The organism is Candidatus Nanopelagicales bacterium, from assembly GCA_028687755.1.
In the GTDB taxonomy this organism is placed as follows: domain Bacteria; phylum Actinomycetota; class Actinomycetes; order S36-B12; family S36-B12; genus UBA11398.
Window position 1 is genome coordinate 43116 of sequence record JAQTZL010000011.1, and the last position, 26804, is coordinate 69919.

31 protein-coding genes are annotated in these 26804 nt (G+C 53.4%); 18 read left to right on the top strand and 13 right to left on the bottom strand.

Annotated features, from left to right (window positions below; all coding sequences use genetic code 11):
• Window positions 1-16: 16 nt before the first annotated feature.
• The 3 genes from PHN51_11070 to PHN51_11080 are packed head-to-tail and all read left to right on the top strand — an operon-like array spanning window position 17 to window position 1032.
• The gene (locus tag PHN51_11070; GenBank protein MDD2819318.1) at window positions 17-214 is read left to right on the top strand and encodes a DUF2892 domain-containing protein; all 198 of its coding nucleotides are present in this window, start codon (window positions 17-19) and stop codon (window positions 212-214) included.
• 31 nt (window positions 215-245) lie between these two features.
• On the top strand, window positions 246-614 hold the full coding sequence (trxA, locus tag PHN51_11075) for a thioredoxin (protein ID MDD2819319.1): 369 nt from the start codon (window positions 246-248) through the stop codon (window positions 612-614).
• Window positions 607-1032: a rhodanese-like domain-containing protein gene (locus PHN51_11080; GenBank protein ID MDD2819320.1), complete on the top strand. Its 426-nt coding sequence runs from the start codon at window positions 607-609 to the stop codon at window positions 1030-1032. The genes trxA and PHN51_11080 overlap by 8 nt, the downstream gene beginning before the upstream one ends.
• On the opposite strand, the gene PHN51_11085 is transcribed toward PHN51_11080, so the two are convergent.
• The gene (locus tag PHN51_11085) at window positions 1022-1348 is read right to left on the bottom strand and encodes a GNAT family N-acetyltransferase (GenBank protein ID MDD2819321.1); all 327 of its coding nucleotides are present in this window, start codon (window positions 1346-1348) and stop codon (window positions 1022-1024) included. The genes PHN51_11080 and PHN51_11085 overlap by 11 nt on opposite strands.
• A gap of 9 nt (window positions 1349-1357) precedes the next feature.
• Complete coding sequence (locus tag PHN51_11090) at window positions 1358-2221, bottom strand: class III extradiol ring-cleavage dioxygenase (GenBank protein MDD2819322.1); 864 nt, start codon at window positions 2219-2221, stop codon at window positions 1358-1360.
• Window positions 2222-2322: 101 nt separating this feature from the next.
• Between PHN51_11090 and PHN51_11095 the strand changes: the two genes are divergently transcribed.
• Together PHN51_11095 and PHN51_11100 are read left to right on the top strand one after the other, a co-directional pair.
• The gene (locus PHN51_11095) at window positions 2323-2934 is read left to right on the top strand and encodes a malonic semialdehyde reductase (protein ID MDD2819323.1); all 612 of its coding nucleotides are present in this window, start codon (window positions 2323-2325) and stop codon (window positions 2932-2934) included.
• 46 nt (window positions 2935-2980) lie between these two features.
• Entirely contained in the window at window positions 2981-4264 is a 1284-nt protein-coding gene (locus PHN51_11100) for a chloride channel protein (GenBank protein MDD2819324.1), read from the top strand.
• Here PHN51_11100 and PHN51_11105 read toward each other — a convergent pair.
• A complete protein-coding gene (locus PHN51_11105) occupies window positions 4261-4929 on the bottom strand; it encodes a hypothetical protein (protein ID MDD2819325.1) in 669 nt (222 codons plus the stop codon). The genes PHN51_11100 and PHN51_11105 overlap by 4 nt on opposite strands.
• Window positions 4930-4981: 52 nt before the next feature.
• A complete protein-coding gene (locus tag PHN51_11110; GenBank protein MDD2819326.1) occupies window positions 4982-6466 on the bottom strand; it encodes a DUF2252 domain-containing protein in 1485 nt (494 codons plus the stop codon).
• 88 nt (window positions 6467-6554) lie between these two features.
• Between PHN51_11110 and cysK the strand changes: the two genes are divergently transcribed.
• Together cysK and cysE are read left to right on the top strand one after the other, a co-directional pair.
• Window positions 6555-7487 (top strand): cysteine synthase A, encoded by a 933-nt coding sequence (cysK, locus tag PHN51_11115; GenBank protein MDD2819327.1) that lies wholly within the window; start codon window positions 6555-6557, stop codon window positions 7485-7487.
• 16 nt (window positions 7488-7503) lie between these two features.
• Complete coding sequence (gene cysE, locus PHN51_11120; GenBank protein MDD2819328.1) at window positions 7504-8235, top strand: serine O-acetyltransferase; 732 nt, start codon at window positions 7504-7506, stop codon at window positions 8233-8235.
• Here cysE and PHN51_11125 read toward each other — a convergent pair.
• Window positions 8187-9467, bottom strand: coding sequence for an MFS transporter (locus PHN51_11125; protein MDD2819329.1), 1281 nt, complete (start codon window positions 9465-9467; stop codon window positions 8187-8189). The two genes, cysE and PHN51_11125, sit on opposite strands and share 49 nt — an antisense overlap.
• A gap of 146 nt (window positions 9468-9613) precedes the next feature.
• Between PHN51_11125 and PHN51_11130 the strand changes: the two genes are divergently transcribed.
• The 5 genes from PHN51_11130 (at window position 9614) to PHN51_11150 (ending at window position 16280) form a co-directional block, all read left to right on the top strand.
• Window positions 9614-10552, top strand: a complete 939-nt coding sequence (locus tag PHN51_11130) for a LysR substrate-binding domain-containing protein (protein ID MDD2819330.1) — start codon at window positions 9614-9616, stop codon at window positions 10550-10552.
• Window positions 10553-10635: 83 nt separating this feature from the next.
• Window positions 10636-11394, top strand: a complete 759-nt coding sequence (locus tag PHN51_11135; GenBank protein MDD2819331.1) for an SDR family oxidoreductase — start codon at window positions 10636-10638, stop codon at window positions 11392-11394.
• Between the two features lie 231 nt (window positions 11395-11625).
• The gene (locus PHN51_11140) at window positions 11626-12549 is read left to right on the top strand and encodes a cation diffusion facilitator family transporter (GenBank protein MDD2819332.1); all 924 of its coding nucleotides are present in this window, start codon (window positions 11626-11628) and stop codon (window positions 12547-12549) included.
• A gap of 55 nt (window positions 12550-12604) precedes the next feature.
• Window positions 12605-14902, top strand: coding sequence for a bifunctional FO biosynthesis protein CofGH (locus tag PHN51_11145; protein ID MDD2819333.1), 2298 nt, complete (start codon window positions 12605-12607; stop codon window positions 14900-14902).
• A gap of 1 nt (window position 14903) precedes the next feature.
• The gene (locus tag PHN51_11150; protein ID MDD2819334.1) at window positions 14904-16280 is read left to right on the top strand and encodes a cytochrome P450; all 1377 of its coding nucleotides are present in this window, start codon (window positions 14904-14906) and stop codon (window positions 16278-16280) included.
• Here the strand turns inward: PHN51_11150 and PHN51_11155 are convergent.
• Window positions 16277-16711 (bottom strand): CBS domain-containing protein, encoded by a 435-nt coding sequence (locus PHN51_11155; protein ID MDD2819335.1) that lies wholly within the window; start codon window positions 16709-16711, stop codon window positions 16277-16279. The genes PHN51_11150 and PHN51_11155 overlap by 4 nt on opposite strands.
• A 54-nt stretch (window positions 16712-16765) precedes the next feature.
• Window positions 16766-17566, bottom strand: a complete 801-nt coding sequence (hisN, locus tag PHN51_11160) for a histidinol-phosphatase (protein MDD2819336.1) — start codon at window positions 17564-17566, stop codon at window positions 16766-16768.
• A 50-nt stretch (window positions 17567-17616) separates the two neighbouring features.
• Between hisN and PHN51_11165 the strand changes: the two genes are divergently transcribed.
• On the top strand, window positions 17617-18075 hold the full coding sequence (locus PHN51_11165) for a hypothetical protein (GenBank protein ID MDD2819337.1): 459 nt from the start codon (window positions 17617-17619) through the stop codon (window positions 18073-18075).
• Between the two features lie 16 nt (window positions 18076-18091).
• Here the strand turns inward: PHN51_11165 and rsgA are convergent, their stop codons facing one another.
• Together rsgA and aroA are read right to left on the bottom strand one after the other, a co-directional pair.
• Window positions 18092-19129 carry a ribosome small subunit-dependent GTPase A gene (gene rsgA / locus PHN51_11170; GenBank protein MDD2819338.1) on the bottom strand — a complete coding sequence of 346 codons (1038 nt, stop codon included), beginning with the start codon at window positions 19127-19129 and terminating at the stop codon, window positions 18092-18094.
• On the bottom strand, window positions 19126-20451 hold the full coding sequence (gene aroA, locus PHN51_11175) for a 3-phosphoshikimate 1-carboxyvinyltransferase (GenBank protein MDD2819339.1): 1326 nt from the start codon (window positions 20449-20451) through the stop codon (window positions 19126-19128). Before aroA ends, rsgA begins: the two co-directional genes overlap by 4 nt.
• Between aroA and PHN51_11180 the strand changes: the two genes are divergently transcribed.
• The 4 genes from PHN51_11180 (at window position 20450) to PHN51_11195 (ending at window position 23599) form a co-directional block, all read left to right on the top strand.
• Window positions 20450-21154 carry an SOS response-associated peptidase gene (locus PHN51_11180; protein MDD2819340.1) on the top strand — a complete coding sequence of 235 codons (705 nt, stop codon included), beginning with the start codon at window positions 20450-20452 and terminating at the stop codon, window positions 21152-21154. The two genes, aroA and PHN51_11180, sit on opposite strands and share 2 nt — an antisense overlap.
• A gap of 47 nt (window positions 21155-21201) precedes the next feature.
• Window positions 21202-21828 carry a sigma-70 family RNA polymerase sigma factor gene (locus PHN51_11185; protein ID MDD2819341.1) on the top strand — a complete coding sequence of 209 codons (627 nt, stop codon included), beginning with the start codon at window positions 21202-21204 and terminating at the stop codon, window positions 21826-21828.
• Entirely contained in the window at window positions 21825-22085 is a 261-nt protein-coding gene (locus PHN51_11190; GenBank protein MDD2819342.1) for a zf-HC2 domain-containing protein, read from the top strand. Before PHN51_11185 ends, PHN51_11190 begins: the two co-directional genes overlap by 4 nt.
• 74 nt (window positions 22086-22159) lie before the next feature.
• On the top strand, window positions 22160-23599 hold the full coding sequence (locus PHN51_11195) for a sensor histidine kinase (GenBank protein ID MDD2819343.1): 1440 nt from the start codon (window positions 22160-22162) through the stop codon (window positions 23597-23599).
• Between the two features lie 11 nt (window positions 23600-23610).
• On the opposite strand, the gene PHN51_11200 is transcribed toward PHN51_11195, so the two are convergent.
• Together PHN51_11200 and PHN51_11205 are read right to left on the bottom strand one after the other, a co-directional pair.
• Window positions 23611-23865 (bottom strand): WhiB family transcriptional regulator, encoded by a 255-nt coding sequence (locus PHN51_11200; protein ID MDD2819344.1) that lies wholly within the window; start codon window positions 23863-23865, stop codon window positions 23611-23613.
• Between the two features lie 259 nt (window positions 23866-24124).
• Entirely contained in the window at window positions 24125-25042 is a 918-nt protein-coding gene (locus PHN51_11205; GenBank protein MDD2819345.1) for a diacylglycerol kinase family protein, read from the bottom strand.
• A 54-nt stretch (window positions 25043-25096) separates the two neighbouring features.
• Here PHN51_11205 and PHN51_11210 point away from each other — a divergent pair, with 54 nt between their 5' ends.
• Window positions 25097-25522, top strand: coding sequence for a hypothetical protein (locus PHN51_11210; protein MDD2819346.1), 426 nt, complete (start codon window positions 25097-25099; stop codon window positions 25520-25522).
• Here the strand turns inward: PHN51_11210 and PHN51_11215 are convergent.
• Complete coding sequence (locus PHN51_11215) at window positions 25508-26173, bottom strand: sigma-70 family RNA polymerase sigma factor (GenBank protein ID MDD2819347.1); 666 nt, start codon at window positions 26171-26173, stop codon at window positions 25508-25510. The two genes, PHN51_11210 and PHN51_11215, sit on opposite strands and share 15 nt — an antisense overlap.
• A gap of 34 nt (window positions 26174-26207) precedes the next feature.
• The gene (locus PHN51_11220; protein MDD2819348.1) at window positions 26208-26582 is read right to left on the bottom strand and encodes a hypothetical protein; all 375 of its coding nucleotides are present in this window, start codon (window positions 26580-26582) and stop codon (window positions 26208-26210) included.
• Between the last annotated feature and the right edge of the window lie 222 nt (window positions 26583-26804).

The following is a 26804-nucleotide window of genomic DNA, read 5'->3' on the forward strand; positions in this document are numbered from 1 at the left end:
TCAAAGGGAGAACATCATGTTGAAGAATGAAAGTTCAGTAGATCGCGTCATTCGATTGGTTATTGCTGCTGTGGCGATCGCCATTGCGTTGGTGGTTGGTGGATCAACAGTTGTCGGCATCATTCTTTTCGTCGTAGCCGCGGTCATGGTGGTTACGGCAGTTGTTGGCTTTTGTCCGCTGTATCGAATCTTTGGCCTTCGAACCAATAAGTAGTCATAACACTTCACACCAGTAAAGGAACAGCATGGCAACAACGAATCTCACTGCAACGTCATTTGAAGATGCAGTTGTAAAAGACGGAATCCTGTTTGTGGATTTTTGGGCATCGTGGTGCGGACCATGCCGCAGTTTTGCGCCGGTATACGAAGCAGCTTCAGAGATCCACTCGGATGTGGTGTTTGGCAAGATTGATACCGAAGCCGAGCAGGGGATTGCTGCTGCCGCTCAGATCACTTCAATTCCTACCCTTATGGCATTTCGTGACGGAATCTTGGTGTACCGGGAAGCTGGTGCTCTTCCCGGTACGGCTTTTGAAGAGTTAGTGCAGGCAGTAAAAGCGCTTGATATGAACCAAGTGCGATCGCAAATGGAACAGGAGCATGCGCATGAGTAATGCAGTCAAGAACCGACGATCTCTAGGCTTCGTAGCATTCATAGGAATGCTTGTGGCTGGGCTTTTCGTGGTGACCGCGTGCAGTTCGTCATCGAGTGCCATAACAACAGTAGATCCTCAAGTCTTCTTGCAGACTGCATCCCAGCCTGGGACAACAGTGATCGATGTGCGCACCCCGAGTGAATACTCATCAGGTCACTTGCAAGGTGCTGTGAATATCGATGTGGAGGCACCCACCTTTACTGCTGCCATTGATGCGTTAAGCAAGAGGGGAGCATATGCCGTGTATTGCCACAGTGGTCGCCGTTCCGCACTCGCATCTGACCAGATGGCAAGTAGTGGGTTCACTAACATCACGAACTTGCAGGGCGGCATTGCCGATCTACAAGCGGCTGGTGGAGTGATCGTTACTTCGTAGAACTTCCTGGCAAACCGAATTGGGCTCGTACTTCTTGAGGTACGAGCCCAAGGTATTTCTCCGGTTGATCCGCAATCACCTTTTGGATGTAACTGCAGTAGGGCGCCACTTCGAGATGTTGAGTCGCAGCATCATCCAGAGCTGTTTCAACCAAGAGTTTGGCGTAACCCTTTCCGCCGTGGGCAGGTTCAATTTCAGTATGAGTGAATGAAAGTCGATTGTTGTGTTGGGTGTAGTCACAGACACCGATCAATTCGCCATCGAGATGAATTTCAAAGCGATGAAGTGCGACGTTCTGGTGAACGATCGGATGCATGGTTTTCCTTTAGGCGATTTGGAAGGACTTCTTTGATAGTCCCCACATATAACCCTCAATTGTGAGTTTGGGCAAGGCGTTCTCACTAGCAGCGCCCATCACAACGAACAGTGGGGTGAAGTGTTCAGCGCTGGGATGCGCATACGGCATGCCTGGCGCATCTTTGTAGTCGGCAAGGGTGTCGAAATCTAAGCGTTGAGTTGCGTCCCATGCCCATGCATCAAAATCTGATGACCAGGAAGGAACCTTGCCAAGATGAATCATGTCGCCGGTGAGATACGGCAATCCATGGGTCCAAAAACCTGATCCAACAATCAGCACGCCTTGTTCGCGAAGTGGGCGTAGTCGATTCCCGAGTTCACGAAGGCGATCAGGGCGTGCGGTTGGCAAACTCAGTTGGATCACGGGCACATCACCTAATGGGTACATGGCTTTCAGTGGCACCCAGGCGCCGTGATCAAGTCCACGGTTCTTGTGCTCATGAATCGGTGCGTTATCTGGCAACACATCGTTGACGAGCTTGGCGATCGTGGATGCATCTGGGGTTTCGTACTTCATGTTGAAGTAGCGCGGATCAAAGCCACCAAAGTCATAGACCAACGGGGTTGACGCACTCGACGATGAAATCGCAATGGGAGCTGACTCCCAGTGAGCGCTGATCATCACGATTGCGGTTGGTTTAGGAAGAGAGGTTGTCCACTTGAGCAGCGATTTCATCCAAGCGCCGTCATCAAAGAGTGGAGGAGCGCCGTGGCTGATGAACAGCGCAGGCATTGGGCCATCGGCGCCGGTCCATGTGCGATGGGTCTGTGATTGCTTCAGGGCATCAGGCAGGAACGCATCAAATGCTGCGCCGGCTCGTTGGTTGCTCATGGGACCCACCTTTGCCTAAAGTTGAACGTTCAACTATTATGGCATTCGATCGTTACTCACGTCAATGAAGCCCACGAAGCCCAGGAATTTAGGAGACCGCCATGAGCGATACCTTCACAGCCCATTCACGCGCAATTGGTCCGGCCTCAACAAATGCGCTCTTTCGTGAGGCGCAAACTGGATACGCCTTTCACGACACTCCTGTCTTGGATGATCAGCTCGCAGAAATCTATGATCTAGTGAAATACGCACCAACTGCAATGAACACACAGCCATTGCGGATCACCTTCATTCGCTCTGAGGAAGCCAAAGCGCGCTTACTTCCATTGCTTGCAGAACCCAATCGGCCTAAGTCGCAGTCCGCACCCGTTGTTGCCATTCTTGCTGCTGATACAGATTTCCACGAGAACTTGCCACGAGTGCTTCCGCAGAATCCATCGGCCAAGGATCGATTTGCCGACGATGCAATACGCATCGCAGCGGCCTTGGCAAATGCCAATATTCAAGCTGGCTATTTCATTCTTGCTGCTCGCGCGGTGGGTCTTGATGTTGGGCCTATGGGCGGTTTCAACCTTGCCGGTGTGGATGCTGAATTCTTCCCGGGTACGCCATTGAAATCCTTCATGGTGGTCAATCTCGGGTACGCGACACCTGAGGGAACCTTCCCTCGCAACCCTCGACTCGAGCATCACGAGGTAGTGACTCTCCTGTAAATGAGTAGGGTCGCCCTCATATTCATCTCCTCATGAAATGGTGACCATGGCTGAGCAGCTCACTGGCAAACAACTTGCACGCCTTCTTGTAATTTCCCTTGCCATAGGAGTGCTCGGCGCGATTGGCGCATCGTTGTTGTTGTGGATTATCGACCATGGAACCGATCTCGTATTCGCGCATATTCCCCAAGCCCTTGGTCTGGAAACCACTCCATGGTGGTGGGCAGCGCTACTCCTGTTGCTTTCGGCGCTCTTGGTAACGCTGATTCGCAAGCTACCTGGGGCAACAGGTAAAGGTCCACTGACAGGTTTTCATTTTGATGATCCATTGCGCATTGTTCCTGGAGTTCTCCTGGCGGCGCTCGCAACATTGATCTTTGGTATCGCACTTGGGCCGGAGGCCCCGCTGATTGTGTTAGGTACTTCCATTGGGGCGATCGTGGCACGCAAGGCGGATCCGAAAACTCGTCAGGCCATCATGATGCTCGGCGGCGTGGCGGCAATCAGTGCGGTGTTTGGCAGCCCGTTCATCACTGCCTTCATGATTTTGGAATTCGCGGCGTTGGGCATGTTGCCCGCACTGCTGATTACTCCAGTGCTTGTTGCTTTAGCTGGGTCTTACATCGTCCAAATTGGTATTTGGGGTATCCCGGGATTCGGGGTTCATTCATTGAGTGTTCCTGGGCTTCCCGCGTATACCGAAATTGCGTTTGGTGATCTGTTTATTGGTTTACTCGTTGCGCTCGTGGCGGGAGTTGTCGCAGTGCTGGCGCGACTAGGTGGTTTGGCATTTGAACGGTTGAGTTCCCAACGCGCAACGGTCGGGCTTTTCGTCGCTGCGATCGTCACAGCAGGCGTTCTCTTCGTTGCGATGAACGGATTCTCATTGCCGATGGATCAAATTCTCTTCAGTGGTAATTCAGGCATGGCGACCCTCATTCATGAAACTTCAATTGCTGCGGTTCTGTGCATCTTGATTGGGAAGGGAATCGCCTATTCGGTTGCGCTTGGTAGTGGTTTCCGTGGCGGCCCGATCTTCCCCGCAACATTCCTAGGCGTCGCAGTTGCAGTGCTATTTGTACTGATTTTCCCTAACGATTCCGTAAGTGCAATGGCAGCTGCGGGTATTGCCGCTTCGGCAGCGGCAATGCTCAAGCTCCCTGCGACTTCCGCACTTCTTGGAATGCTTTTGATCGTTGGCGCGGGTCCCGCTGTTGCGCCGTTTGCGATTATGGGTGCGGCGATTGGGTTCTTGATTCGTTTACTCATTGACCATCAACTTGGAAACGATGAGCAGCCTAAACATGCGGTGGCAAGCTCAACGACCTAGAGAACATTCACTGCTCGGGCGAGCACCAACCCAATCAGTGAAAGAGAAATCGCTGCCTCGGTGATCATGGAAAGTTTGGGCCAGTGACGAATCGCGGCAATATCAGTGGGGCTGAACGCTGTAGCAGTGTTAAAAGACAAGGCGAGGTAATCAACAAATTTCGGGTACCAGTGTTCACCAACAATTTCTGGCAGTCCTTGCTCAGGGAAGCGAAAAGCTGGTTGGGTATGAATCATTCGTAATGCGCGTGCTGCGGGGCCACCTGAGTCCAAGTGCCAGTACCAAAGTGCGAATGCAAGTACGTTCGTTACCCAGATAATTCCGCCAATGAGTAACAGTGTGCCTGGCGTATCAAATTGAGCGTTGGTCAAAATACCGAGCACTAAGCGTACGGCGGAAACGAGGGTGACGAACGTGATGAGTCCAAGCATGATGCCGGTGACGATTCGCAGGCCGCGTGACTCCCGATCGATACGTCCGGGATCGCCAATGATCAAAATCAAGAGCAAAACGATGAGGAATGCGAGATAGGTGTAATGCCACACGTTGTTTAAGCGGAATTCCTCTGGAATGACGAAGAAGAGTGCTCCGGTAGCTAAGACGGCAACGGTCATCGGCCAACGGCGCTCACCTGCATCTTGTTCAATCTGCTCGCCGGTGTCCATGTAGTGGACTCTACGGCCTTAGGGCACTGACGTGATGCGGTGGTAAACGCAATCAACCCTTTGGTTTCGAGGCTTCATGTAACTCATACGCTTCTCCTGCAGCCTGCGTTTCGGTATTCAAACTGGAATCAACCGCAGATGTCTCGCTCATCGTGGTCGAGATTTTTCCTTCGGTAATGGCTTGAGTGAACTCAGCAAAATCCTTATGCACCTGTTCTGCGTATCGCTGGCTGAAATCAACCAATGAGGTATCGAATGTGTCGCTGGTTCCGATGTAGCCGGCAATCTTGACGGAGTCGCCGCTGCGTGCGTGGCCTCGAGCAAGGGACTTCCCACACAACTGCGCATACCCGTTCATGGCCTTAGGCGTCAGGTTGCTGATGATCGGTGACCATTTCATGTCACGAAGTTGACGTAGATAGAAGTGTCGCCCCCCAATGCCAGTGATGTAACCAAGGAAGACGTCGCTTGCTGCTTGCATCATTCGCTGACCAGCTACTACGCGATGACCTTCGTCGGTAAAGAGTGGTCCACCCGTGTATCGAGATAGCGCGCTCTGCACAGCTTCTTTGACCTGAAGCACGAGTAGATCATCATCATCACGACCTTGAAGGAGTACAACAAATGCTCGAAGGCCAACGCTACCGACTCCGACAACCTTGTGAGCGAAGTCAATGATGTGGTAGCGACGTAGTAGTTCGCGTCGATCATCGAGCATTGATGTGCGGTACTGCTGAAATTGGCTTTCAACCATAAGCCAGACAGCGCCAGTCATGGGAAGCCGAGCAAGCAGTGGGGGTTGATTGAGGAACTGTCGCTTGCCATCAACAATCTCGGTCAATTTGCTAATTGCGGACCATCGATCGCGGCTGCGCGCTTTATCGAGTGTGCGACCCATATTCTTCACGGCTTTTGTGCTGCCTTCAGTTTCCGCGAGATCCATCAAATACTGAGCATCAACTCTGGAGTACCACTGATCCAGATCATTCATGGTCGCGTATGTCATCATCGATTCGCGATAAGTTTTCGCTGCAGTGCTGGCGATGGCTTGGCTTTCTGCCTGCGTGAATTTATTTTCCTGTGCGGCGATCAAGAATGAAGCGACCATGCGCGCCACATCCCACTCGAAGGCGCCTGGATGGGTTTCGTCAAAGTCGTTGACATCGAAAATCATTGATCGGTCGGGGCTACCGAAAACACCAAAGTTAGATAGGTGGGCATCACCACAAAGCTGGCTCACGATTCCAGAGTTGGAGTAGGTGCCAAGGTCGTAGGCCATGATTGATGCTCCGCCGCGATAAAAGGCGAAAGGGCTAGCAGCCATCCGGGCGTGACGAATGGGCAGCAGCTCTGGCACTCGGTTGACTTCTTGGTCGAGCACCATTTTCACGACATCGGGACGGTCGCCATTTGGTGACCACTGGCCAAGCGCGCTTCGTGGGTGTTCCTTGCGAGCTGCCTTTCCTGCAGCTGACCGCTCTGCGACCGATGCCTTACGCGTGGTGGTGGGTAAATTCCAGTCTTTAGGAGCAGGCATAGGTCCGATTATTGCCTCCAGTTGCGAATCATCCGCATTTTCCGCAGGAGTGCTGCGCGAAATGTGGGGGACAGGGCATGATTTGCTCATGCGCATTGCAAATGACATCACTGAGTTGATCGGCAACACCCCGTTAGTCAAGATTCGCAATATCACCGATGGCGCCAATGCCACGGTCGCTGCCAAGCTTGAGTTCTTCAATCCGGGTAACTCCGTGAAGGATCGCATTGGCGTGGCGATGATCGATGCTGCACAGTCAGCAGGACTCATCGGTCCTGACACCATCGTTGTAGAGCCAACAAGTGGAAACACTGGCATCGCTCTAGCGATGGTGTGCGCAGCACGCGGCATCAAGGTTGTGTTAACGATGCCAGAGACCATGAGCATTGAGCGCCGGATGTTGCTTCGTGGCTATGGAGCAGAACTCATTCTGACCCCTGGGCCAGAAGGTATGGGTGGAGCGATCGCCAAGGCAAAGGAACTTGCGGATTCAGACCCTAAGTACTTCATGCCACAGCAGTTTGAAAACGCAGCTAACCCAGCAATTCACCGCGCAACAACTGCGGAAGAAATCTGGAATGACACTGACGGCAAAGTCGACATCGTGATTGCTGGCGTAGGAACTGGCGGCACCATTACCGGCGTTGGTCAGGTTCTTAAGGAACGTAATCCAAAGGTTCAGATCATTGCGGTTGAGCCAGCAGCATCACCAGTGCTTTCAGGTGGAGCTAAAGGACCACATCCGCTTCAGGGCATTGGTGCAGGGTTCGTGCCAACAGTGCTCGACACTCAGGTTTTTGACGAAGTCGTCAAGGTTGAAGCCGAAGATGCGCTCAAGACAGCTCGTCGCGCAGCCACTGAAGAAGGTCTCCTGGTAGGCATTTCCTCAGGTGCGGCCCTGTGGGCAGCAGCCCAGGTTGCACAGCGCCCAGAAAATGCAGGCAAATTGATCGTGGTCATCGTGCCTTCCTTCGGCGAGCGCTATCTTTCGACCGCCCTTTTTGCTGGTCTAGGCGACTAACTGACACACTGGTGTCATGTCTTTCCTTCCCCAAGGACTGGTGTCGTTCTTAGCTCAGGCTAAGGAAGACGTCGAATCCGTACTAGAGCGCGATCCGGCAGCTCGTTCTGCCATCGAAGTGGCATTGTTGTATCCGGGTTTGCACGCTATTTGGGCGCATCGATTGAGTAATTCCTTGTGGAAGCAAGGCTCGTACTTTCCCGCTCGCGCTGTTTCTCAAGTTGCCCGAGCCGTCACAGGCGTTGAGATTCACCCAGCAGCCACGATTGGCCCACGCGTCTTCATTGATCATGGTGCAGGGGTAGTTATCGGTGAAACTTCAGTCGTAGGTGCAGATGTCACGATTTACCACGGTGTGACTCTTGGCGGAACAAGTTTGAGTCACGGAAAGCGTCACCCCACTGTGGGTGATCGCGTCACCATTGGCGCAGGTGCAAAAGTGTTAGGCGACATCAATGTCGGTGCAGATTCGCGTATTGGTGCAAACGCAGTGTTGGTTCGCTCAGTCGACCCTGATTCAGTCATCGTCGGCGTTCCAGGTCAAGTAGTTGCTCGCGCTGGTGTTCACACTGCGCAGCCCAAGCATGACGCACAGGATCGCAATGCACCTGACCCTGTGGGTAGTGCAGTGCAGGCATTGCTGGCCCGCGTTGAAGCACTGGAAACTGAAGTGACTGGCAAGGCGTCACCCGAAGGTATTTATCGACCAGTTGATGGTGTTTGGGAATCCACTGATTTTTCAATTTGATGAGGATGCGGTTCTTCAATAACTTTATGAACTGCCGCAATACGTTTAAAGATATAAAACATCGGGAGTCCGAGGAAGATCAAGGTAGCGGCTGCGATGAAAAACGCTGCTTCGTAACTTATGTTTGCCGCAATGATTCCGCCCACGGCCGGACCCAGTTGAGCGGATAGTGCCTGCACGCTTTGGTAAAGCCCAAACATTGAACTGAGTGCCGCAGCTGTAACAACAGTTGGAAGTAACGTGACCGCACTAGTGGTGAGAAAGCCGCCAAAGAGTGACATGACGATGGCTAAGACTGACAGTGCAATCACCGAATTCACAAAGCCCATTGGGATCAAAAAGACTGCAACGCCAATTGCCGAAATAAGCAGCACTCGTTGAAGGCCGATGCGACCAATCACTCGACCTGCGAACACCGATGCAATGGCTCCTGCCGCAGAGATGCCAAAGAAGAGCCACCCAATAATTGCGGTTGCGTTGGACTTGTCCGGTAATAGCTCTACGACATACGGCGGAAGAATTGGTTGAACCATTGGTGCGGCAAAGCTCAGGAGGAGCACCAAAATCAAAGCACCCCAAACAAGTGGAGATCGCAGAACAGTGCGCATGCTTTGTTTTTTGACTGAGCCCTTGGGTGCCAAAGCGCGTTTTGGTTCTTTGATCATGAACACTGTGACTGCAGCCCCAGAGAACATCAATGCACCTGCAACAAAGAATGTAGTTTCATAGCCCCAAGCAGCAATAAAGCCTGCGGCGATCACTGGTCCGATAGCTATGCCCCCCAAGGTTGCGCCTTGAAATTGACCCAAGGCTTTGGGGAGTTTTGCTGCTGGTGTACCGGCAGCAATCAGGGCCATAGCTGCGGCAGGGGCTCCGGCCATGATGCCAATGAACCCTCGTATAGCAACGATTTGCCAGATGCTCGTGGCAAAGCCAAAGAGAACTAACCCGACAGCACCGCCGACACACGCGCGGATGAGCATGGGCTTACGCCCGTACTTGTCTCCCAGGATTCCCCAGATCGGCCCAGAGATGAACGAGCCCACGCCACCAAGTCCCGTTGCGATACCTGCCCACATGGCTGCATCCGGCCCACTCACGGTTGGGTCTATTTGTTGAATGTAAAGGGGAAGGAAGGGAATCGTGAAGGAGAAGGTGATGCACAGCAAAAACACCGCGAGCATTGCTGCGTAGTTATTGCGTTGCCAACCTGGGGCACCTTCGTCTTCCATCGTTCCTGCTTCCTGTGGTCGTATTGACCGCGATAAAACGGAACTTAGTGGACATTTGTGTGGGGCGGAGGGGTATCGAAAGATTTTCGAGAACTTTTTCGCATTGAAGAATCATTGATGAATGCGATGAGTCATAGGATTTAACTATGGCCTCAGTTACCGTGGTGCAGTTGCGTGCCTTTGTTGCGATTGCTGCGACCCAACACTTTGGCGATGCCGCCGCAATGATTGGGGTTTCCCAGCCGACTCTGAGTCAGGCGCTTTCTACCCTTGAAGCCAATCTTGATGTGCAACTCGTTGAACGCAATCCACGCCAGGTGCTTGTCACGGCTGCCGGGTTAAAGCTGTTGCCTTTGGCTCAGCAAGCAGTAGCGGCTGTGGATGCAGTCGTTGACGCTGCTGAACCAGCGCGGTGGCTCACTGGGTCTATGCGCCTTGGCGTGATCCCGACGATCGCCCCATATCTATTGCCCTCGGTATTGCGCACGATAAAGCGTGAAGCACCTGATCTTGAACTCTCAGTTCACGAGGACCAAACCTGGCGACTGATTGATGCGCTGAAGCGCGGTGATATCGATGTTGCGATCTTGGCGTTACCTACGAGTGATGCGGGGCTCTTAGAGATCCCAATGTATGTCGAGGATTTCGTGTTGGCTCTCCCGGCAAAAAGTGCGCTCGCCGGTCGAGTGGATGTTGACCCAACGACGTTGCAAGATCTGCACCTACTACTCCTTGATGAAGGACACTGTTTGCGCGATCAAGCATTGGATGTTTGCCGACAAGCGGGAGCCAATGAAGCGGGCAGTGATCCGGCACGTGCGTCGTCGTTAGCAACTATCGTGCAGTTGGTTTCCGCAGGATTGGGTGCCACCTTGCTACCAGCCACCGCCGTTACCGTTGAGGCCAGAGGTGCAGCCTTAGGGATTGCGCACTTCAAGGCTCCCGCTCCTGGTCGCACTATTGGGTTGGTCTATCGCTCTTCAACGAGGCGAGCTGCCGAGTTGGAAGACTTCGCAGAAATTCTTCGACGTGCAGTAATCAAGGGCAAACTTGCCGCCCGGCCGCTGTGGCAACCACCGAGCTAATTTCAGGTCAGGACCTTGAGCCGCTGTTTTTTTGTTGTTAAAAGGCGCATACTCACATTGAGACTTCAATGAAGGAGATCGTCATGGACACCACTCGGCATGCAGGAAAGATCGCAATCGTCACGGGCGCCGCAAGCGGCATCGGTAAGGCAACTGCGATTCGTTTAGCGGCTGAGGGCGCACAGGTGTTTGCTGCAGATATTAATGTCGAAGCATTGACGTTAACTGCAAGTGAAATTACTGCAGCAGGCGGAGTGTGCACCGCTGTGACATGCGATGTTACTCAGCAGTCAGATATTGATGCACTCGTTGGTGCCGTTGGAGACCGTATTGACATCTTGGCCAATGTTGCAGGAATCATGGATCATTTCCTTCCTCTGGGTGAAGTCGATGACGCGACTTGGGATGAAGTTTTTGATGTGAATCTCAAAGGCGTGATGCGATTGACTCGCGCAGTCATTCCTGTGATGGAAAGTGCGGGCAAAGGTTCAATAGTTACCGTCGTTTCTAAAGCCGCCGTTGGTGCAGGTGCTGCTGGCGTTGCTTACACAGCGAGTAAACATGCTGTTGCGGGGCTTGTAAAAAGCGTCGCGTACTTCTACGGGGCTAAAGGCATTCGTTCAAATGGCGTGTTACCGGGTGCAGTGAATACCAATATTGGTACTTCATCTACACCGCATGCTCCTTGGGCAATGGAGCGGGCAATGTTGTCGATGGCAACAATGCAACCGCCGGCTGAGCCAGATCAAATTGCCACGGCAATTTCATGGTTGGCGAGCGAAGAAGCATCAAATGTGAATGGTTCACTGCTCCTTGATGACAATGGCTGGGCAACTGCATAGCTGAACACTGTGATCGGTCAATGTCAGATCAAAGGCTTTTCTTGCAGTGGATTCGTGCTTATCTTGAGCTGTGCCGTTAAGGCACTCGATGCAGCGACCGGCATCGATCTACGCAAGATCGGTGAGTAGCGGCGGGCCCACCAACCCCTCGAGGGCCCCATCCCCACTCATTGATGGCCGTGTGTGGTGATCCACACACGGCCCTTGTGCTTTCTACGAGATACTTGCGTCATGGGTGGGCTTCAGCATGATCACAGTGGTGGTGGTCAGCTAACTTCGCTGCAGTTGCGCGGCCGACTCAAAATGGCGCTTGGCATTTCTATCGTCGTACTCATCGTTTCAGTGCTCGGTGCATGGCTTTCTGGATCACTTGCACTGTTAGCTGATGCTGGACACATATTGACCGACGTCACCGGTTTGTTGATTTCACTTCTTGCACTCACCCTTGCTGCCCGCCCGGCAACGAACCACCGCACCTTTGGGTTGCAGCGAATAGAAATTCTCGCTGCTGCGGCAAATGCGGTGTTGCTGTTTCTCATCGCAGGGTTTATTGGCTACGAAGCCTGGCATCGCTGGCAGGATCCATCAGTTGTTGATAGTCCGCTCATGCTGGTCTTCGCAATTGTGGGACTCATTGCAAATGTGATCGGTATGCGGTTGCTGAGTGCAGGTGCTCAACAAAGCCTGAACCTCAAGGGTGCCTACCTTGAAATGCTTGGTGATCTGTTGGGTTCGGTGGCGGTGATCATCGCGGCAATAGGAATGTGGTTGACCGGCTGGGACCGTCTTGACCCGCTCGTCTCAGTCGTGGTCGTCGTCATGATCCTGCCTAGAGCCTGGCTGCTTCTACGAGAAGCCTTATCAATTCTTTTGGAAACCACACCAAATTCCATCAACCTTGATGAAGTTCGCGAACACCTGCTCTCCCAAGTCGACGTGGTTGATGTTCATGACATGCATGCATGGACGATCACATCTGGTGTTGAGGTCATGAGCGCCCATGTTGTGGTTCGCTCCGATGAGCCGCGCTGTGACACCGGTGCTGTGCTAAAGGAACTTCAAGAGTGTTTGCTCGGGCACTTCAATATTGCCCATTCGACGCTGCAAATTGAGCCAGAAGGCTTTGATCACTCTGAGGCACCGCTGCATCGTTAGACCTTGAGCCTGACCGGTATTGTGATCAATTCAGGTGCCACAGTCAGTGGAGGTCATGGTGGGAAGCGAGATTGATCGCTCTCGGGTGACCTATTCCCCAAAGGTGTTTATTCCCCTCACGACCCTGTGTCGAGATCGCTGTGGGTACTGCACCTTCGCCCAATCACCCGCGCATGTGGCCCCATTCCTCACCCTTGACGAAGTTGTGGCAATTGCCCGAGCCGGTGCCGAGGTCGGCTGCCACGAAGCCCTGTTCACTTTGGGCGAAGCCCCAGAAGATCGCTATCCCGTTGCTCGTCAATGGCTTGATGATCATGGGTACGCGTCAACCATTGACTACCTCGTAGCAGCGTGTCAGGCAGTCTTGGATGAAACGGGACTACTTCCGCATGCCAACGCTGGTGCGATTTCCAAGGAGGAGCTGTTCAAGCTCCGAGCTGTGGCGCCAAGCCAAGGAATGATGATCGAAACCTTGCGTGATGACTTGCCTGCGCACCGAGGTGCTCCTGATAAGGCACCTGAGCGGCGCTTAGCAACGCTTGAAGCAGCAGGTGAATTAAAGATTCCATTCACCACCGGCATCTTGGTTGGTATCGGCGAATCTCGCGAAGATCGCATTGCTGCATTGGAAGCGATAGCTGCATCCCATGCACGACATGGCCATGTGCAAGAAGTCATTGTTCAAAACTTCATGCCAAAGCCTGACACAGTGATGCGATTAGCGCCGGCGTGTAGCGAAGAAGATCACCTTGATGCCATCAAGTTGGCATGCATGATTTTGCCTCCTGATGTGCATGTGCAAGCGCCACCAAATTTGGTTGACGATGCAGCTCGCCTCTTGGGTGCGGGCATCGATGATTTCGGTGGAATTTCTCCGATCACTGCGGATCACGTAAATCCAGAGCGACCTTGGCCGCATATTGAAGACCTGCGTGCTGTCGTAGAAGCAAGTGGTCAGTCGCTCGTGCCTCGCCTTACCGTTCATCCTTCGTATGTATTGAATGCTGATGAGTGGATTGACCAACGCCTGCACTTTGCAGTGATGGATCGAAGCGATGCTGAAGGTTTGGCGCGTGATGATCGTGGTGCGATGTTCCCCGAACGATATGAAGCAGCAAAAAACGTTGGCACGGGTCCCGAAGTTATTCAAATCGGACGTCGGTCAACGGCTTGGTATTCAGGTTCAGATCAAATCCCCGAGATGCTCATTGCTCATGGTGAGAGCGTGAGTGTTGGTGGCGAGGTTGGTGAAGTACTCGCGGGAGTTCGTGCCGGGCAAGAGTTGGGCGAAGAAGAGCTCGTCACCCTATTTGGTGCACGTGGCAAAGGGGTTCTGGCTGTTGCTTCGTTAGCCGATGAATTGCGACAGCAGGTCAATGGCGATGTCGTCACGTTTGTGCGCAATCGAAATATTAACTACACGAACGTATGTACCTTCAAATGTAAGTTCTGTGCTTTTTCTAAAGGCCCCGCGACGCTGAATCTTCGTGGCGAGCCGTATTTGTTAACGGGCAGCGATGTTGCTGTGCGTGCAGTTGAAGCTGTAGAGCTTGGTGCGACTGAAGTGTGTTTGCAAGGTGGCATTCACCCTGACTTTAACGGGCAGTCCTATCTCGACATTCTTGCTGAGGTAAAGGCAGCTGCTCCTAGCCTGCATATCCACGCCTTTTCTGCGCTAGAGGTGTGGGAGGGAGCCAATCGTCTCGGTCTTCCACTGCGTGAATTTCTTACGCTACTTCGCGATGCCGGCCTTCGTTCGTTGCCCGGTACTGCCGCTGAAATTCTTGATGACGAAATTCGAAACGTGATCTGCGCCGACAAGGTAAATACTGAGCAGTGGCTTGAAGTGCATGAAACTGCTCATGAAGTGGGTTTGAAATCAAACGTCACCATCATGTTTGGGACTATTGAACGACCAGTGCACTGGGCCCGGCACCTGTTGCGCACTCGCGAAGTGCAAGCACGTACGGGTGGTTTCACTGAATTTGTCCCACTGCCTTTTGTTCATATGGCTGCGCCGATCTATTTGAAAAAAGGTGCACGTCGAGGCCCAACTTGGCGCGAAACCGTGTTGATGCATGCTGTTGGACGCATCGCGTATCACGGGTCCATCAACAATATTCAGGCATCATGGGTGAAACTCGGAGTCAGTGGCGCTCAGCAGTTGTTGCGCGCTGGTGTGAATGACCTCGGCGGCACGCTTATGGACGAAAATATTTCTCGCGCCGCAGGTGCAACGCATGGTCAAGGGATCACCGTCGAAGAATTTGCACAGATCACAGATCCCATTGGACGTGAACTTCAAGAGCGCACCACGCTGTATTCACCAATTGCGGCTTCCGTTCAGGTTTAGCGTGTCTTCACTCGACATCCCTGATCGTAAGTATTTTCGAACTCCGGCTACTGCACCAGGTCCGTCTGGTCCACAAATGCTTCCAGCCTTCCGTGCCATTCGTCGCGACCCATTGGCCTATCTCAACGAGATCTGGAAACGATTTGGCGACGTGGTGCAATTCCCAATTCCAACGCCGCCTAGCTACTTCGTCAGTCACCCCGATGCGGTCAAGCAAGTGTTGGTCGACCGAGCCCGCGATTACAGCAAAGCCACAATTCAATACAAGGCGTTGGCACTTGTGACTGGCAACGGGCTACTAACTGCCGATGATCCGCCTTGGCGTGAACACCGCAACATGTTGCAACCGGCTTTTCATCCTCGCCAATTGGAACCTTTGGTGGGGCAGGTTGAACTGGGCGCTGTTCGGTTACTGGATGAATGGGCATCAGTGTCTTCGTCAGAAACGGTCGATGTTGAGCGGGCAATGCTGCGTGCGGCGTTAGAAACCGTGGGTCACGCACTGTTTACGCAAGACCTTTCCGGTGATGCCGCCGAACTCACGGATGCCACCTTGGAGGCACTTGAAGTCGTCGTGGCGCGCGCTCGAGTACCGATTTCACCTCCGCGATGGATACCCACTCCGGCGAATCGCAGATTAAAGCGAGCAAACGCAATTTTGGATGCCGCCGTTGCTCGACTCATTGATCTTCGCAAGCAGGGGGGAGCTTCACTGAATCCTGATGTACTGGATTTGCTGATCGCCGCGAAAGATTCATCAGGGAACTCATTGAGCGATACCGAGATCCGAGATGAAATCGTCACGTTCATCGTTGCTGGTCACGAAACAGTTGCTGCAGCGCTTACGTGGTGTTGGGCCTTGCTAGCGGCTCATCGAGAAGTTCAAGAGCAGTTGCAAAATGAAGTGCGTTCGGTTGTGACAGATGAACCTCTGACGCTGGACATTTTGGCTCAGCTTCCATTCACTCGTGCCTGCGTGGATGAGGCGCTTCGTTTGTATCCACCCGCATGGTTGATTACCCGTAAGGCACTCAAGGATGACGAGCTAGCTGGTGCGCAGATTCCAGCAGGTGCGTTGGTAATTATGAGTCCGTGGATTGTGCACCGTCATCCAGATTTCTGGACTGACCCAGATTCTTATGAGCCACAACGTTTTCTCGACGGATCAGTGACGCGTCATGCATTTATTCCATTTGGGAATGGTTTGCGTTTGTGTATTGGGCGCGACTTCGCCTATGCAGAAGCAGTTGCCCTCGTTGCGCGCATTGCTTCACGATTCACGCTGACATTTCCCGATGGTGAATCGGTGCCTGAAGCAAACCCAAGCGTGACGATGAGGCCCATTGGTGGCCTGAATCTGAGGGTTGAAGCACGCTAATCGCGATTGGTGATGTAGTTGACCAAAGCGGCGCGTTCACTTTCGAGTTGATCAAGGCGTGCTTTTACGAGATCACCAATACTCACGATCCCACAGAGCTGGAAATCTTCGTCGATGATCGGCAGGTGTCTAATGCGTTGGGTTGTCATGATTTCCATCGCATGATTCACAGAATCATGTTCAGTCATCATCGTGACTGGAGTACTCATGATCATTGAGACTTTCACTTCGTGAATATCTCGCGAGCGCGCAAGGGCGTGCGCGACATCGCGTTCAGTAGCAAGCCCAAGTACCCGTTCTCGATCATCGGAAACAATGACTGCACCAATTTGGTTCTCGGATAGCACACTTGCTAGTCCGAACACTGTGGCGTCTGGGTGAATGGTGATGACGTGTGTGCCTTTATGAGCAAGTACCTGTGACAGTTGCATGATGCTCCGATCCTCGTAGGGATGGATTCATCGTCCTTGGGATGCTGGGGGATGTCAGCGGGCTAGGTGGTCTAGGACCGGTCCGTGTAAATGACCGTTCGTTGCAACAAGGCACCCGCCAGCCAATGCAGGTCCGCCATCAAAAGCGGTCGCTTTGCCGCCTGCTTCAGTGATGATTGGAATGAGTGCGGCCATGTCCCAGGCACCGAGTTCAGGTTCAGCTGAAATATCTATTGCGCCCTCTGCAACCAACATATGCGACCAGAAGTCACCGTAGGCACGTTGGCGCCAAGTAGTTGCATTGAGGTTTTCTAAGCCGCCTAAGGCGCCACGTTCTGCCCAACCAACAGCGTCCGAATAGGAAAACGATGCATCTTCAATTTTGGTAACAGCGCTAACAGATATTGTCTTGGGGGATGCGCCAAGTGCTGTTGTCCAAGCGCCAGTTCCTGTTGCCGCCCACCAGCGCCGAGCAAGCGCTGGAGCGCTCACCACACCCAGCACAGGTTCGCCTTCGATGGTGAGTGCGATAAGTGTTGACCACACGGGAACACCTCGAACGTAGTTTTTCGTACCATCAATGGGATCAATGATCCAGCGACGCGAACTTGAGTCCGGTGACGCCCCGAATTCCTCTCCAAGAATGTCATCAAGGGGGCGCTGTTCCGCCAAGATTGCACGAAGGGCAAGCTCAGCGGCGCGATCTGCTTCGGTTACTGGAGTGAAATCCGGCTTACTTTCTATTTGTAAAGTGCTGGATTGATAGTGCTGCATTGTGATGACATCGGCGAGATCGGCCATAGTGAGTGCCAGTGCCAGGTCGGCTGCCAAAGTTTCAGACAAAGTCTTATACACGGTGTGCAATCTAGTCGTTCGCGGTCGAGTGTCTCGTAGGCTGCTGATTTATGTCGCAACTCATAACCTTTGGTGGTTTACCGCTGCATCCTCTTGTTGTGCATGTTGTGGTTGTTCTGGTGCCATTGACGGCGCTTGGAGCGATATTGATGGCGGTAATGCCGCGGTTCTCTCGACGGTTTGGCCCTTTGGTCGCCCTGGGGGCGTTCATAAGCATGGGCAGCGCAGTGCTAGCCAAAGAAGCTGGGGAGCAATTAGCACTCGTCAAGGATGTCAGTGCTGATCACCTTCGCTGGGGAGATCAAGCGCCACTTTGGGTTGGGCTCTTTGGCCTCGTCGTCATTGTGTTTTGGTTCTTTGACCGAGGGATTCCAGCAAATCGATCACGGCCCATGTGGTTGCGGATGTTGGCATTCGTTGTTATTGCGTTGTCACTTGTTGCAACTGTGTTTGTTCTGGGAGCGGGTCACAGTGGTGCTGAAGCAGTTTGGGCCTCATTGCTGCAGTAAGGCAAACACATCGGAGTTATTCGGATGGCTCGGATTCCTCGACAACAGGTTGGGCAGGTTGGGCCAAGAGTCGACGCAAGGAAAGTAGCCGCTCGCGAGTCTGTACTGGCTGCGTTTCAATCCATATGTTGAGCCCGCAGTCGGGTTCGTCGTGTGAACACGATCGTGGACAGTGTTCGATGCCAGGCTCGAGTTCAGGGAAAGCGTGAATCATCTGTTCTGCTTTGACATGCGCAAGGCCAAAGGATCGAATTCCTGGTGTATCAATAATCCAACCGCCATCTGGCAGTTCCAGCGCGACAGCGCTTGTAGATGTGTGACGACCTTTACCGGTTACGACGTTCACATGGCCTGTGCTGCGCACGGAACCAGGAACGATCGCATTGACTAACGTGGATTTCCCAACTCCCGAGTGGCCAAGCACCACTGTTACCTGGTCGCGCAGCGCTTCAAGAAGTTGCGTTGGTGGCACTCGGTTGTTGATGGTAAACACGGGTAAGTTGAGCGGGCCATACATGGCCAGCAATGCATGTGCGCTTGCTAAATCTGTTTTGGTAATCACCAACATTGGTTGGATGCCTTCATCAAAGGCGGCAACAAGTGCACGATCAATCAGACCGAAGGATGGCTCTGGGTCTGCGGTGGCGGTGACGATGGCAAGTTGGTTCGCATTCGCAACCACAATGCGTTCAACGGGATCAACATCGTCAGCTGTGCGGCGCAGGGTTGATGTGCGCTCCTTGCGGCGAACGATGCGAGCCAGATCATCAGTGCCTGAGGTATCTGCACCCGTGAGGTCAACTAAGTCGCCAACGACGATGCCCTTGCGCCCCAATTCCCGTGCCTTAATGGCATAAATCTGTTTGCCATTAGCCAACTCATGAGCGGTATCAAGTGCGACGGTGAAGCGACCGCGATCAACGGCAATGACCATGCCGCCTTCAGCATCAGTGTGTGCTGGGCGATCTTTTGTACGAGGGCGAGATTTTGTGCGACCTGGACGAATGCGTACATCGTCTTCGTCCCAACGCTCATGGGTTTTCTTGCTTGTCACGGATTTGTTGATCCTGAAACCAGCGATTCCCAACGTGCGGCAAAGCCGGGAAGAGTTTTTGCAGTGGTGTCGATGTTTTCGACCTCAATGCCTGAAACGTGAAGGCCGATGACTGCACCGGCAGTTGCCATGCGGTGATCGTGATACGTGGAGAAATGGCCAGCATGCAACATTGCAGGGCGAAGGTGAATGCCATCTGCAGTTTCTGTTGCATCACCGCCAAGGTGATTAATTTCGTGCACGAGCGCAGCTAAGCGATCTGTTTCATGCCCTCGTAAATGGCCGATGCCTCTGAAGCGTGTTTCGGTAGTTGCCAAACTCGCGATTGCGGCGAGTGTTGGCGTGAGTTCGCCAACATCACGAAGATCGGCATCTATGCCGCGAATGTCTCCGTGCATCGCGCATGTGAGTCCGTGTGAGTCCAAAGAAATAGATGCACCCATTGCTGCGAGGAGATCACGTAGGGCATCGCCAGCTTGAGTGGTGTGTGATGGCCAGTCGGGGATAGTGATTTCGCCACCGGTAACCATTGCGGCAGCTAGGAATGGAGCCGCATTCGAAAGATCGGGTTCAATGGTGCGATCAACGGGTGCAATGCGTTGTGGGGCAACGTGCCAGGTCACCGAATCAGGTGTGTCGACAACAACACCGTGCTCCGCCAGCATCGCAATCGTCATGTCGATATGTGGTTGGCTGGGAACAGGGTCACCAACATGGTGAATGGTTAATCCATTGGTGAACCGTGCGGCAGTGAGTAGGAGAGCGGACACGAATTGGCTTGAAGCCGATGCGTCAATCATAATTTCGCCGCCAGCAACCACGCCCGTTCCGTGCACGATGAAAGGCAAGCTCGTTTCGCCATCGATCGCTACGCCCAGTGCTCGCAAGGCATCAAGCGTGGTAGCCATCGGGCGTACGCGGGCGCCTTCGTCACCATCAAAAGCAATATCCCCAGTAGCTAAAGCCGCAACGGGTGGAACAAAGCGCATGACTGTTCCGGCCAGGCCTACATCAATTGAAGAAGGACCGTGCAAGGTAGCTGGAGTGGCGAAGATATTGACATTTCCCACTGCTGATGGCTCACTGACATCAAGGCTGATGCCCATGCTGCGCAGAGCACTGACCATGAGGCGAGTGTCGCGGGCGTCTAGGGCCGCAGAAACGGTGCTGGGACCATCGGCCAGCGCAGCCAGGATGAGGGCGCGGTTGGTTGCGGATTTTGATCCCGGTACGCGCACGGTGGCATGAATAGGCGCTAACGCTCGTGGGGCAGCCCAATGTGCTTGCGGTGAAGGGGTCATCAAGGCAAGGGTAGTGCTCATGTGTGGTCGCTATGTAGCAGCGCTGGACCCAGCTGCGTTGGTTGCCGAATTTGAGGCAGTGGCCGTGCCTGAACAACTTCTTGAGGCAGATTTCAATGTGGCGCCAAGTACACCTGTCTACATCGTGGTGGATAAGCGTGTAGGGGATGAGCCGCCAGTGCGCTCGATTGAAGTGGCTACCTGGGGGTTGGTGCCCTCGTGGGCGAAGGACCCGTCAATTGCTGCGAAGTTAACCAATGCCAGAAGTGAAACCGTGGCCGAAAAGCCATCATTTCGCAAAGCTTTTGCCACACAGCGATGTCTGGTGCCGGCAGATGGCTATTACGAGTGGTACGCCTCTACGACCACGAATGGATCAGGGCGACCAGCCAAATTGCCGTTCTACATCCATGCCCGTGATGCCAGCGTCCTGGCCATGGCTGGGCTCTATGAGTGGTGGAAACGCCCCGATGGAACATGGCTGCTCACCTGTTGCATCCTGACCACGGCGGCCAATGACGATCTCATGCGCATTCACGATCGGATGCCCGTCATGGTTCCCAAGGACCTGTGGGAGTGGTGGCTAAATGGCCGATCAAAAGTAGATATTGAGCCTCTCCTTGACCCCGTTCTCGTGCCACTAGAGGCCTATCCCGTTGCCGTGGCCGTGAACAATGCTCGCAATAACGGTCCGCAACTGCGCGAGCCCATAGATGCTCACTAGGGAATATCTCTGGGGATTCATGTGTTTGAACTAACGTGCTTCACACCATGAACGTCATCGCACTGGACCCCAGTGTCGTAGGCTCAGCGGTGATGTCATCGGAAACCAAAGAAGTAACCGCGGCGCGCTTTGAGCGCGATGTCGCGCCGTTCTTGGATTCCCTGTACGGGGCCGCACTACGTATGACCCGCAACCCCACTGATGCAGAAGATCTCGTTCAGGAAGCAACACTGAAGGCCTTTGCCGCATTTGATTCCTTTACAGAAGGCACGAATCTCAAGGCATGGCTTTTTCGCATCCTGACGAACACTTACATCAATCAGTACCGCAAAAAGCAGCGTGCACCTTTGCAAACAAGTGCCGACGAGCTTACTGATAGTCAGCTCAATGATGTTGGTGAAAATCTTGGAATGCGTTCCGCTGAAGCTGAAGCGATGGCCCGTCTTGCGGATGGCGAAATTGTTGATGCGATGGCCGCGCTACCCGATGATTTCCGAATGGCTGTGTACCTCGTGGACGTGGAAGGCTTTTCTTATAAAGAAGCAGCCGAGATCATGGAAACACCAGTTGGCACTGTGATGTCTCGGTTAAGTCGTGGGCGCAAGCAATTGCGAGAGTTACTTCGCGACTATGCCGCCGAGCGCGGCTTCATTGCCACGGGGGTGAAGTCATGAGTTGCGGTAATCATCACGATGTTCCTTGCGTGCAAATTCACTCTTGGATGTGGATTTATCTCGATAACGAACTTGAGCAAGACAATGCCCATCTCGTTGGTCATCACCTTGAAGAGTGCCCACCATGCGCCGATCAATTCACCGCTGAGCGCATCATTCAAACCCGCATTCGTCAGTGCAGTGAAACAGTGCAAACACCCGAAGGTTTACGCACTCGGATCTTCACCCAGATCCAGCAGACCATCACTGAGCAGTAATTCGGCGGTAACACGTTCCCGATCACTGTGGTGCTTACGGGATTCAGTGCTACCCACCCCGTACTCTCGATTCCGTGGGAACCATTGTCGAACTGGCGCAGGAGCGCACCGACCTGCAGCCCGAAGAAATAGACCGGCTTCTTCGTGTCATTGAGGCCTGGAATCTGATCGCAGATCTGTCGTTAAGTGATTTAGTGCTGTGGCTTCCAACTTGGAATGACGGCGGTGTCATCGCCGCAGCTCTTGTGCGCCCCACGACTGCTTCCACCACGGTTGAAGAAGACCTTGTTGGTCGCTTTGTTCCCAAAGGCAAACTGCCGGAGATCGACCAAGCTCTGCATTTTGGTCGCGCCGTAGGCAACGCATTCCCAGTTCGTTCATCCCGTGATTCCGACGGGCGCGTGATTGGCATCGTGGTGCGGTCCACCTCGCAGACATCGCGTGTTGCCGGATACCTTGAAGAGGTCTACCTCAGTGTTGCTGAAGACCTTCTGCACATGTTGGTCGCTGGTGATTTCCCGCCACCAGAGTTCGTCGGTGAACGAGGGGATGCGCCGCGAGTTGGTGACGGGCTTGTGCGTCTTGATAGCGAAGGCACGGTGACATATGCCAGCCCTAATGCCATGAGTGTGCTGCGTCGGCTTGGTTTGGCAACAGAGCTCATCGGAGCAGATCTAGGCTCGCTACTTGTCCGGTTGTCTCATCGTCATGGGCCAATGGATCAAAATGTTGCGCGTATTGCCGGTGGCAAGGTTGCCGGACAGGTTGAAGTTGAGAATGCACGTGCGGTGGCGTTTGTTCATGGCATCCCACTTGTTGCACCAGGTCGCGAACAAGGCTCGTTAATTTTAATTCGGGATGTCACCGACATGCGTCGTCGCGAGCGCGCACTGATTTCCGCAGATGCCACCATTCGCGAAATCCATCATCGAGTGAAAAATAATCTTCAAACTGTCGCTGCGCTATTACGCATGCAAGCAAGGCGAGCGGAAAGCGATGAAGCACGTATTGCATTAGGTGAAGCAGAATTACGCGTTGCTGCGATCGCAGTCGTGCATGAAACTCTTGCTCGTCAGGTAGATGAGAGCGTTGATTTCGATGAGGTTGCTGATCGAATTATTGCATTGGTGCGAGACCTTGCTCCAGCTCTAGGTGGCGAAGGTGAGCATCGCATTGAACGAGCTGGCCAGGTGGGCATGTTGGATGCTGAGGTGGCAACACCGTTGGCGATGTGCGTTTCAGAACTTCTACAAAATGCCGTTGAGCACGCCACCGCCAGCGTTATTACATTGCAATTGACTCGATCCGAAGATGCGGTCGTCATTGCTATTGGCGATAACGGAACTGGCATTGATCCTGCGGTGCTAGAGGATCCAGCGAACAGTGGCGGTTTGGGTTTGCAGATCGTGCATTCGTTGGTGGCGGGAGAACTTCAAGGCAGCGTAAACCTGCACAATGAAGATGGATTAACCGTGACCATCACCGTTCCGGTGAGATCTGTGAACGCGTGGTAGCAAACTGAGAGTTACAGGCCACCGCGGGCACGAAGGCGAGCATTACGACGCTTGAGAGCGCGGCGCTCATCTTCGCTGAGTCCGCCCCATACGCCAGCGTCTTGACCTGTTTCCAAGGCCCAACGCAGGCATTCATCTACGACGGTACAGCGCCGGCAGACAGCCTTCGCTTCATCGATCTGGGTCAATGCCGGTCCGGTATTACCGATCGGGAAGAAGAGCTCCGGATCTTCGTCACGGCAGGCAGACTCGTGTCGCCAGTCCATGCTCAATCAACTCCATCGTAAAAAGGCACCAGGGTCTCCAGTGCTTGTGATTGCTTTCACGTACCCCGACCATCAAAAGGGGGCGACCTAGGGGTCTCCTGGTCGTCCCCGGAGGAAGGTAGTCGGTGCCGTTCAGCAACTTGCGAAGTAAAGGGTTACATGTGAGGGGGGCGGGCGCAAGAGCCACGCCCAAATAATTCAACATTCAACCTGTCGCATTGGTCACAAAATGGTATTTGTGCCTTATGTCCGATTCTTACTAGACGACGACTGTGAGCGCAGTGGGCTCAGCGCGGAAGGTTACCTGGCTAATTTCACCCAGACCCTCGCCATCAATCTGAAAGGCCATTGGCTTGGCGCAGGTGACAGTGAACTCGGTTTGGTCATGCCAGACAACCGCCGAGGCCAAAGCGCTGGCCCTGCGCTGAGTGAGGAGTTTTTTGGTGTTCTGGAGCGCTGTTGATGCCTTGATCTTTCGCATGCCAAACAGATCCACGCCGGTATTGAAATCAGCCTCAGGGCACAGGTGAATTGGCCAGTTGCCAAGAAAGGTCCAAGGCTGAGTGTTTTGTACGAGGGCGAAGTAGACCTGATCGAGTTTTTCGTCATCACGGGTAATGGTCAACTGCGGTGCTCGTTCTCGAGATGCTTTAAACATTGTTGATGCGGTCGTCGCGATGTAGCGAGAAGGGGAGGCTTTGCGTCCATGTCGACGCTTATGTTCCATGGCAGCGATGACTTGAGCGTCCAATCCCACGCCAGCATTCACGGTGAACCAACGGCCGTTGGCTTGCCCTAGTCCGATGGTGCGCATGCGGCCTTGCTTGATGCCTTCGAGAACATGGGCACCGGCTTGCACAATGTCATTTGGCAAACCGAGCGCTCGGGCAAACACATTTGCGCTACCACCGGGGATTACCGCTAATTGAGTACGGGGGCTTGGGCCTTGGCTCAGCATGCCGTTGACCACTTCATTCACGATGCCGTCGCCACCGACAGTGATCACCACGTCGAGATCCTCAGCAACAGCGCGAGCGCCGAGCTCAATTCCATGGCCACGATGCGTGGTGGTGATGACCTCGAGATCAAGGGCATCGGCGAAGGCGTGCATGACTAAATCGGTCATCCGCTGCGAGGCAGTAGTTGCCTGCGGATTGACGATGAATAGGCCACGCACCCTTGAACCCTAGCGATATTCCATGAGAGGTGATTGCGTCCGTAGAGTTCTCCTGTGACCCCACCTCGCCCATACCTACTTCTGGCTTTGATCGCAGCGCTTGAAGGAATCGCACTGTTGTTCAATGGCGCCATTGCCGTCTACAGCGCTGTTACCGATGGAACATATGGCGCCCAAGGCTCGGACTCTTCAGCGATCCTGATTGAGATTGTGATCTTTGTGGTCTTTGGTGTGGGCTTACTGATCGTGGCAAAGGGCTGGTTCACAATGAAGCGTTGGGCGCGCTCGCCTTTTGTTCTTGCTCAGTTGATTGGACTCTTCGGTGGCGCCAGCATGGTGTTTGACAGTGCTGCTTCATCAAAAGTCCCGGGGCTCCTCCTTGCCGTGCCTGCACTGATTGGCTTGGTAGTGACCTTTAGCCCGGCAATGGTGCGAGCAACAGCTGCGGAATATAAAAGGCCTGGTTCAGATATCTCGTAAAAGCGGACGAAGTTCGCGCAATGCGCGGGTAAGTATGCGTGAGACCTGCATTTGTGAGATGCCAAGTTCTTGAGCAATTTGAGTTTGAGATTTATTCGCAAAGAATCGCAGCTTGACTGCCTGTTGATCCATGATCGGCAAAGTGCTGAGAGCTTGTTGGATTGCCTGACTGTTGTCAAAATCTTCGATAGATGTGTCAAGAGCAGCAAGATGTGCAAGAGGGCTGTGGTCTTCACTCGTGCTGACTGTTATTCGCGCAACGTTGGCATCCATAGCTTGGAGAACGTCATCTTCCTGAAGGCCCAGGTATGCGGCAATATTGGGAATTGTTGGACCAGTGCCATGCTGTTGGGTGAGTTCATCGATGGCGGTAGATACCTGATGCGAAAGTTCTTGCAGTCTTGCTGGAATTCGTACGCTTGAGCTTTTATCGCGCAGATAATGCTGAATTGAACCGCGAATTGAGGGCACTGCGTAGGTACTGAATTCGGTTCTTGCCGTGGGATCGAAATGATCGACCGCATAAATCAAACCTTCAAGCCCTGCTTGAACTAGGTCTTCATAATCGTTGTGGGATCTATATCGGCGGGCGACATAGTGCACCAAGCCAACATGATCAGCAATGATTTGATCCCGCTCCGCGGTACTCATGATTGCTGCGTTCTAAGTGCGGAAAACGTTCGACCTATGCAGCGGCGTTCTGAGGTTCTTCAACTCGGGCGATGACTGTGAGTACTCCATCAACATTGGTGGTGTGTACTTCGTCCGCCAATGCGGCGAGTACTGTCCAACTAAAGGTGTCTGTTGGCAGCAGGTCATCGAGGTCAGTGCGGCTTTGCACCATGAACTCCATGGCACCCATTGCTTCAACAAATGTGCAAATAACTTCCGAGTTGTCGGGGGCATTACTCACTACTTGGTTGAAAGCTTCATCGATTGCTAAACGAGCATCTTCAACGCGGTCATAGGTAAGTTCACAGCGGGCTGCGATTGTGGCGGCAAGATTACGGGCTATAGATGCATATGCCGGCTGTGCTGGCAGGTGAAGAGCAATGCTCATGATGATCCCCCGATCGCTGGTAACGCAACAGTAAGCAGCCAATTTCTGAAGTCTGTGGATTGTTGGGGGAGTGTCGCAAAAGAAAGGGCCCGCGACGCATTGGCGGTTTCAACGGATCGTCGCAACACGGCTAGGACTTGAGTAAAGCACCAAGGCGCTCGGCTGGGGTATCCCAGTCGAGCGTTTTGCGTGGACGACCATTGAGTTCGATAGCAACGGCAG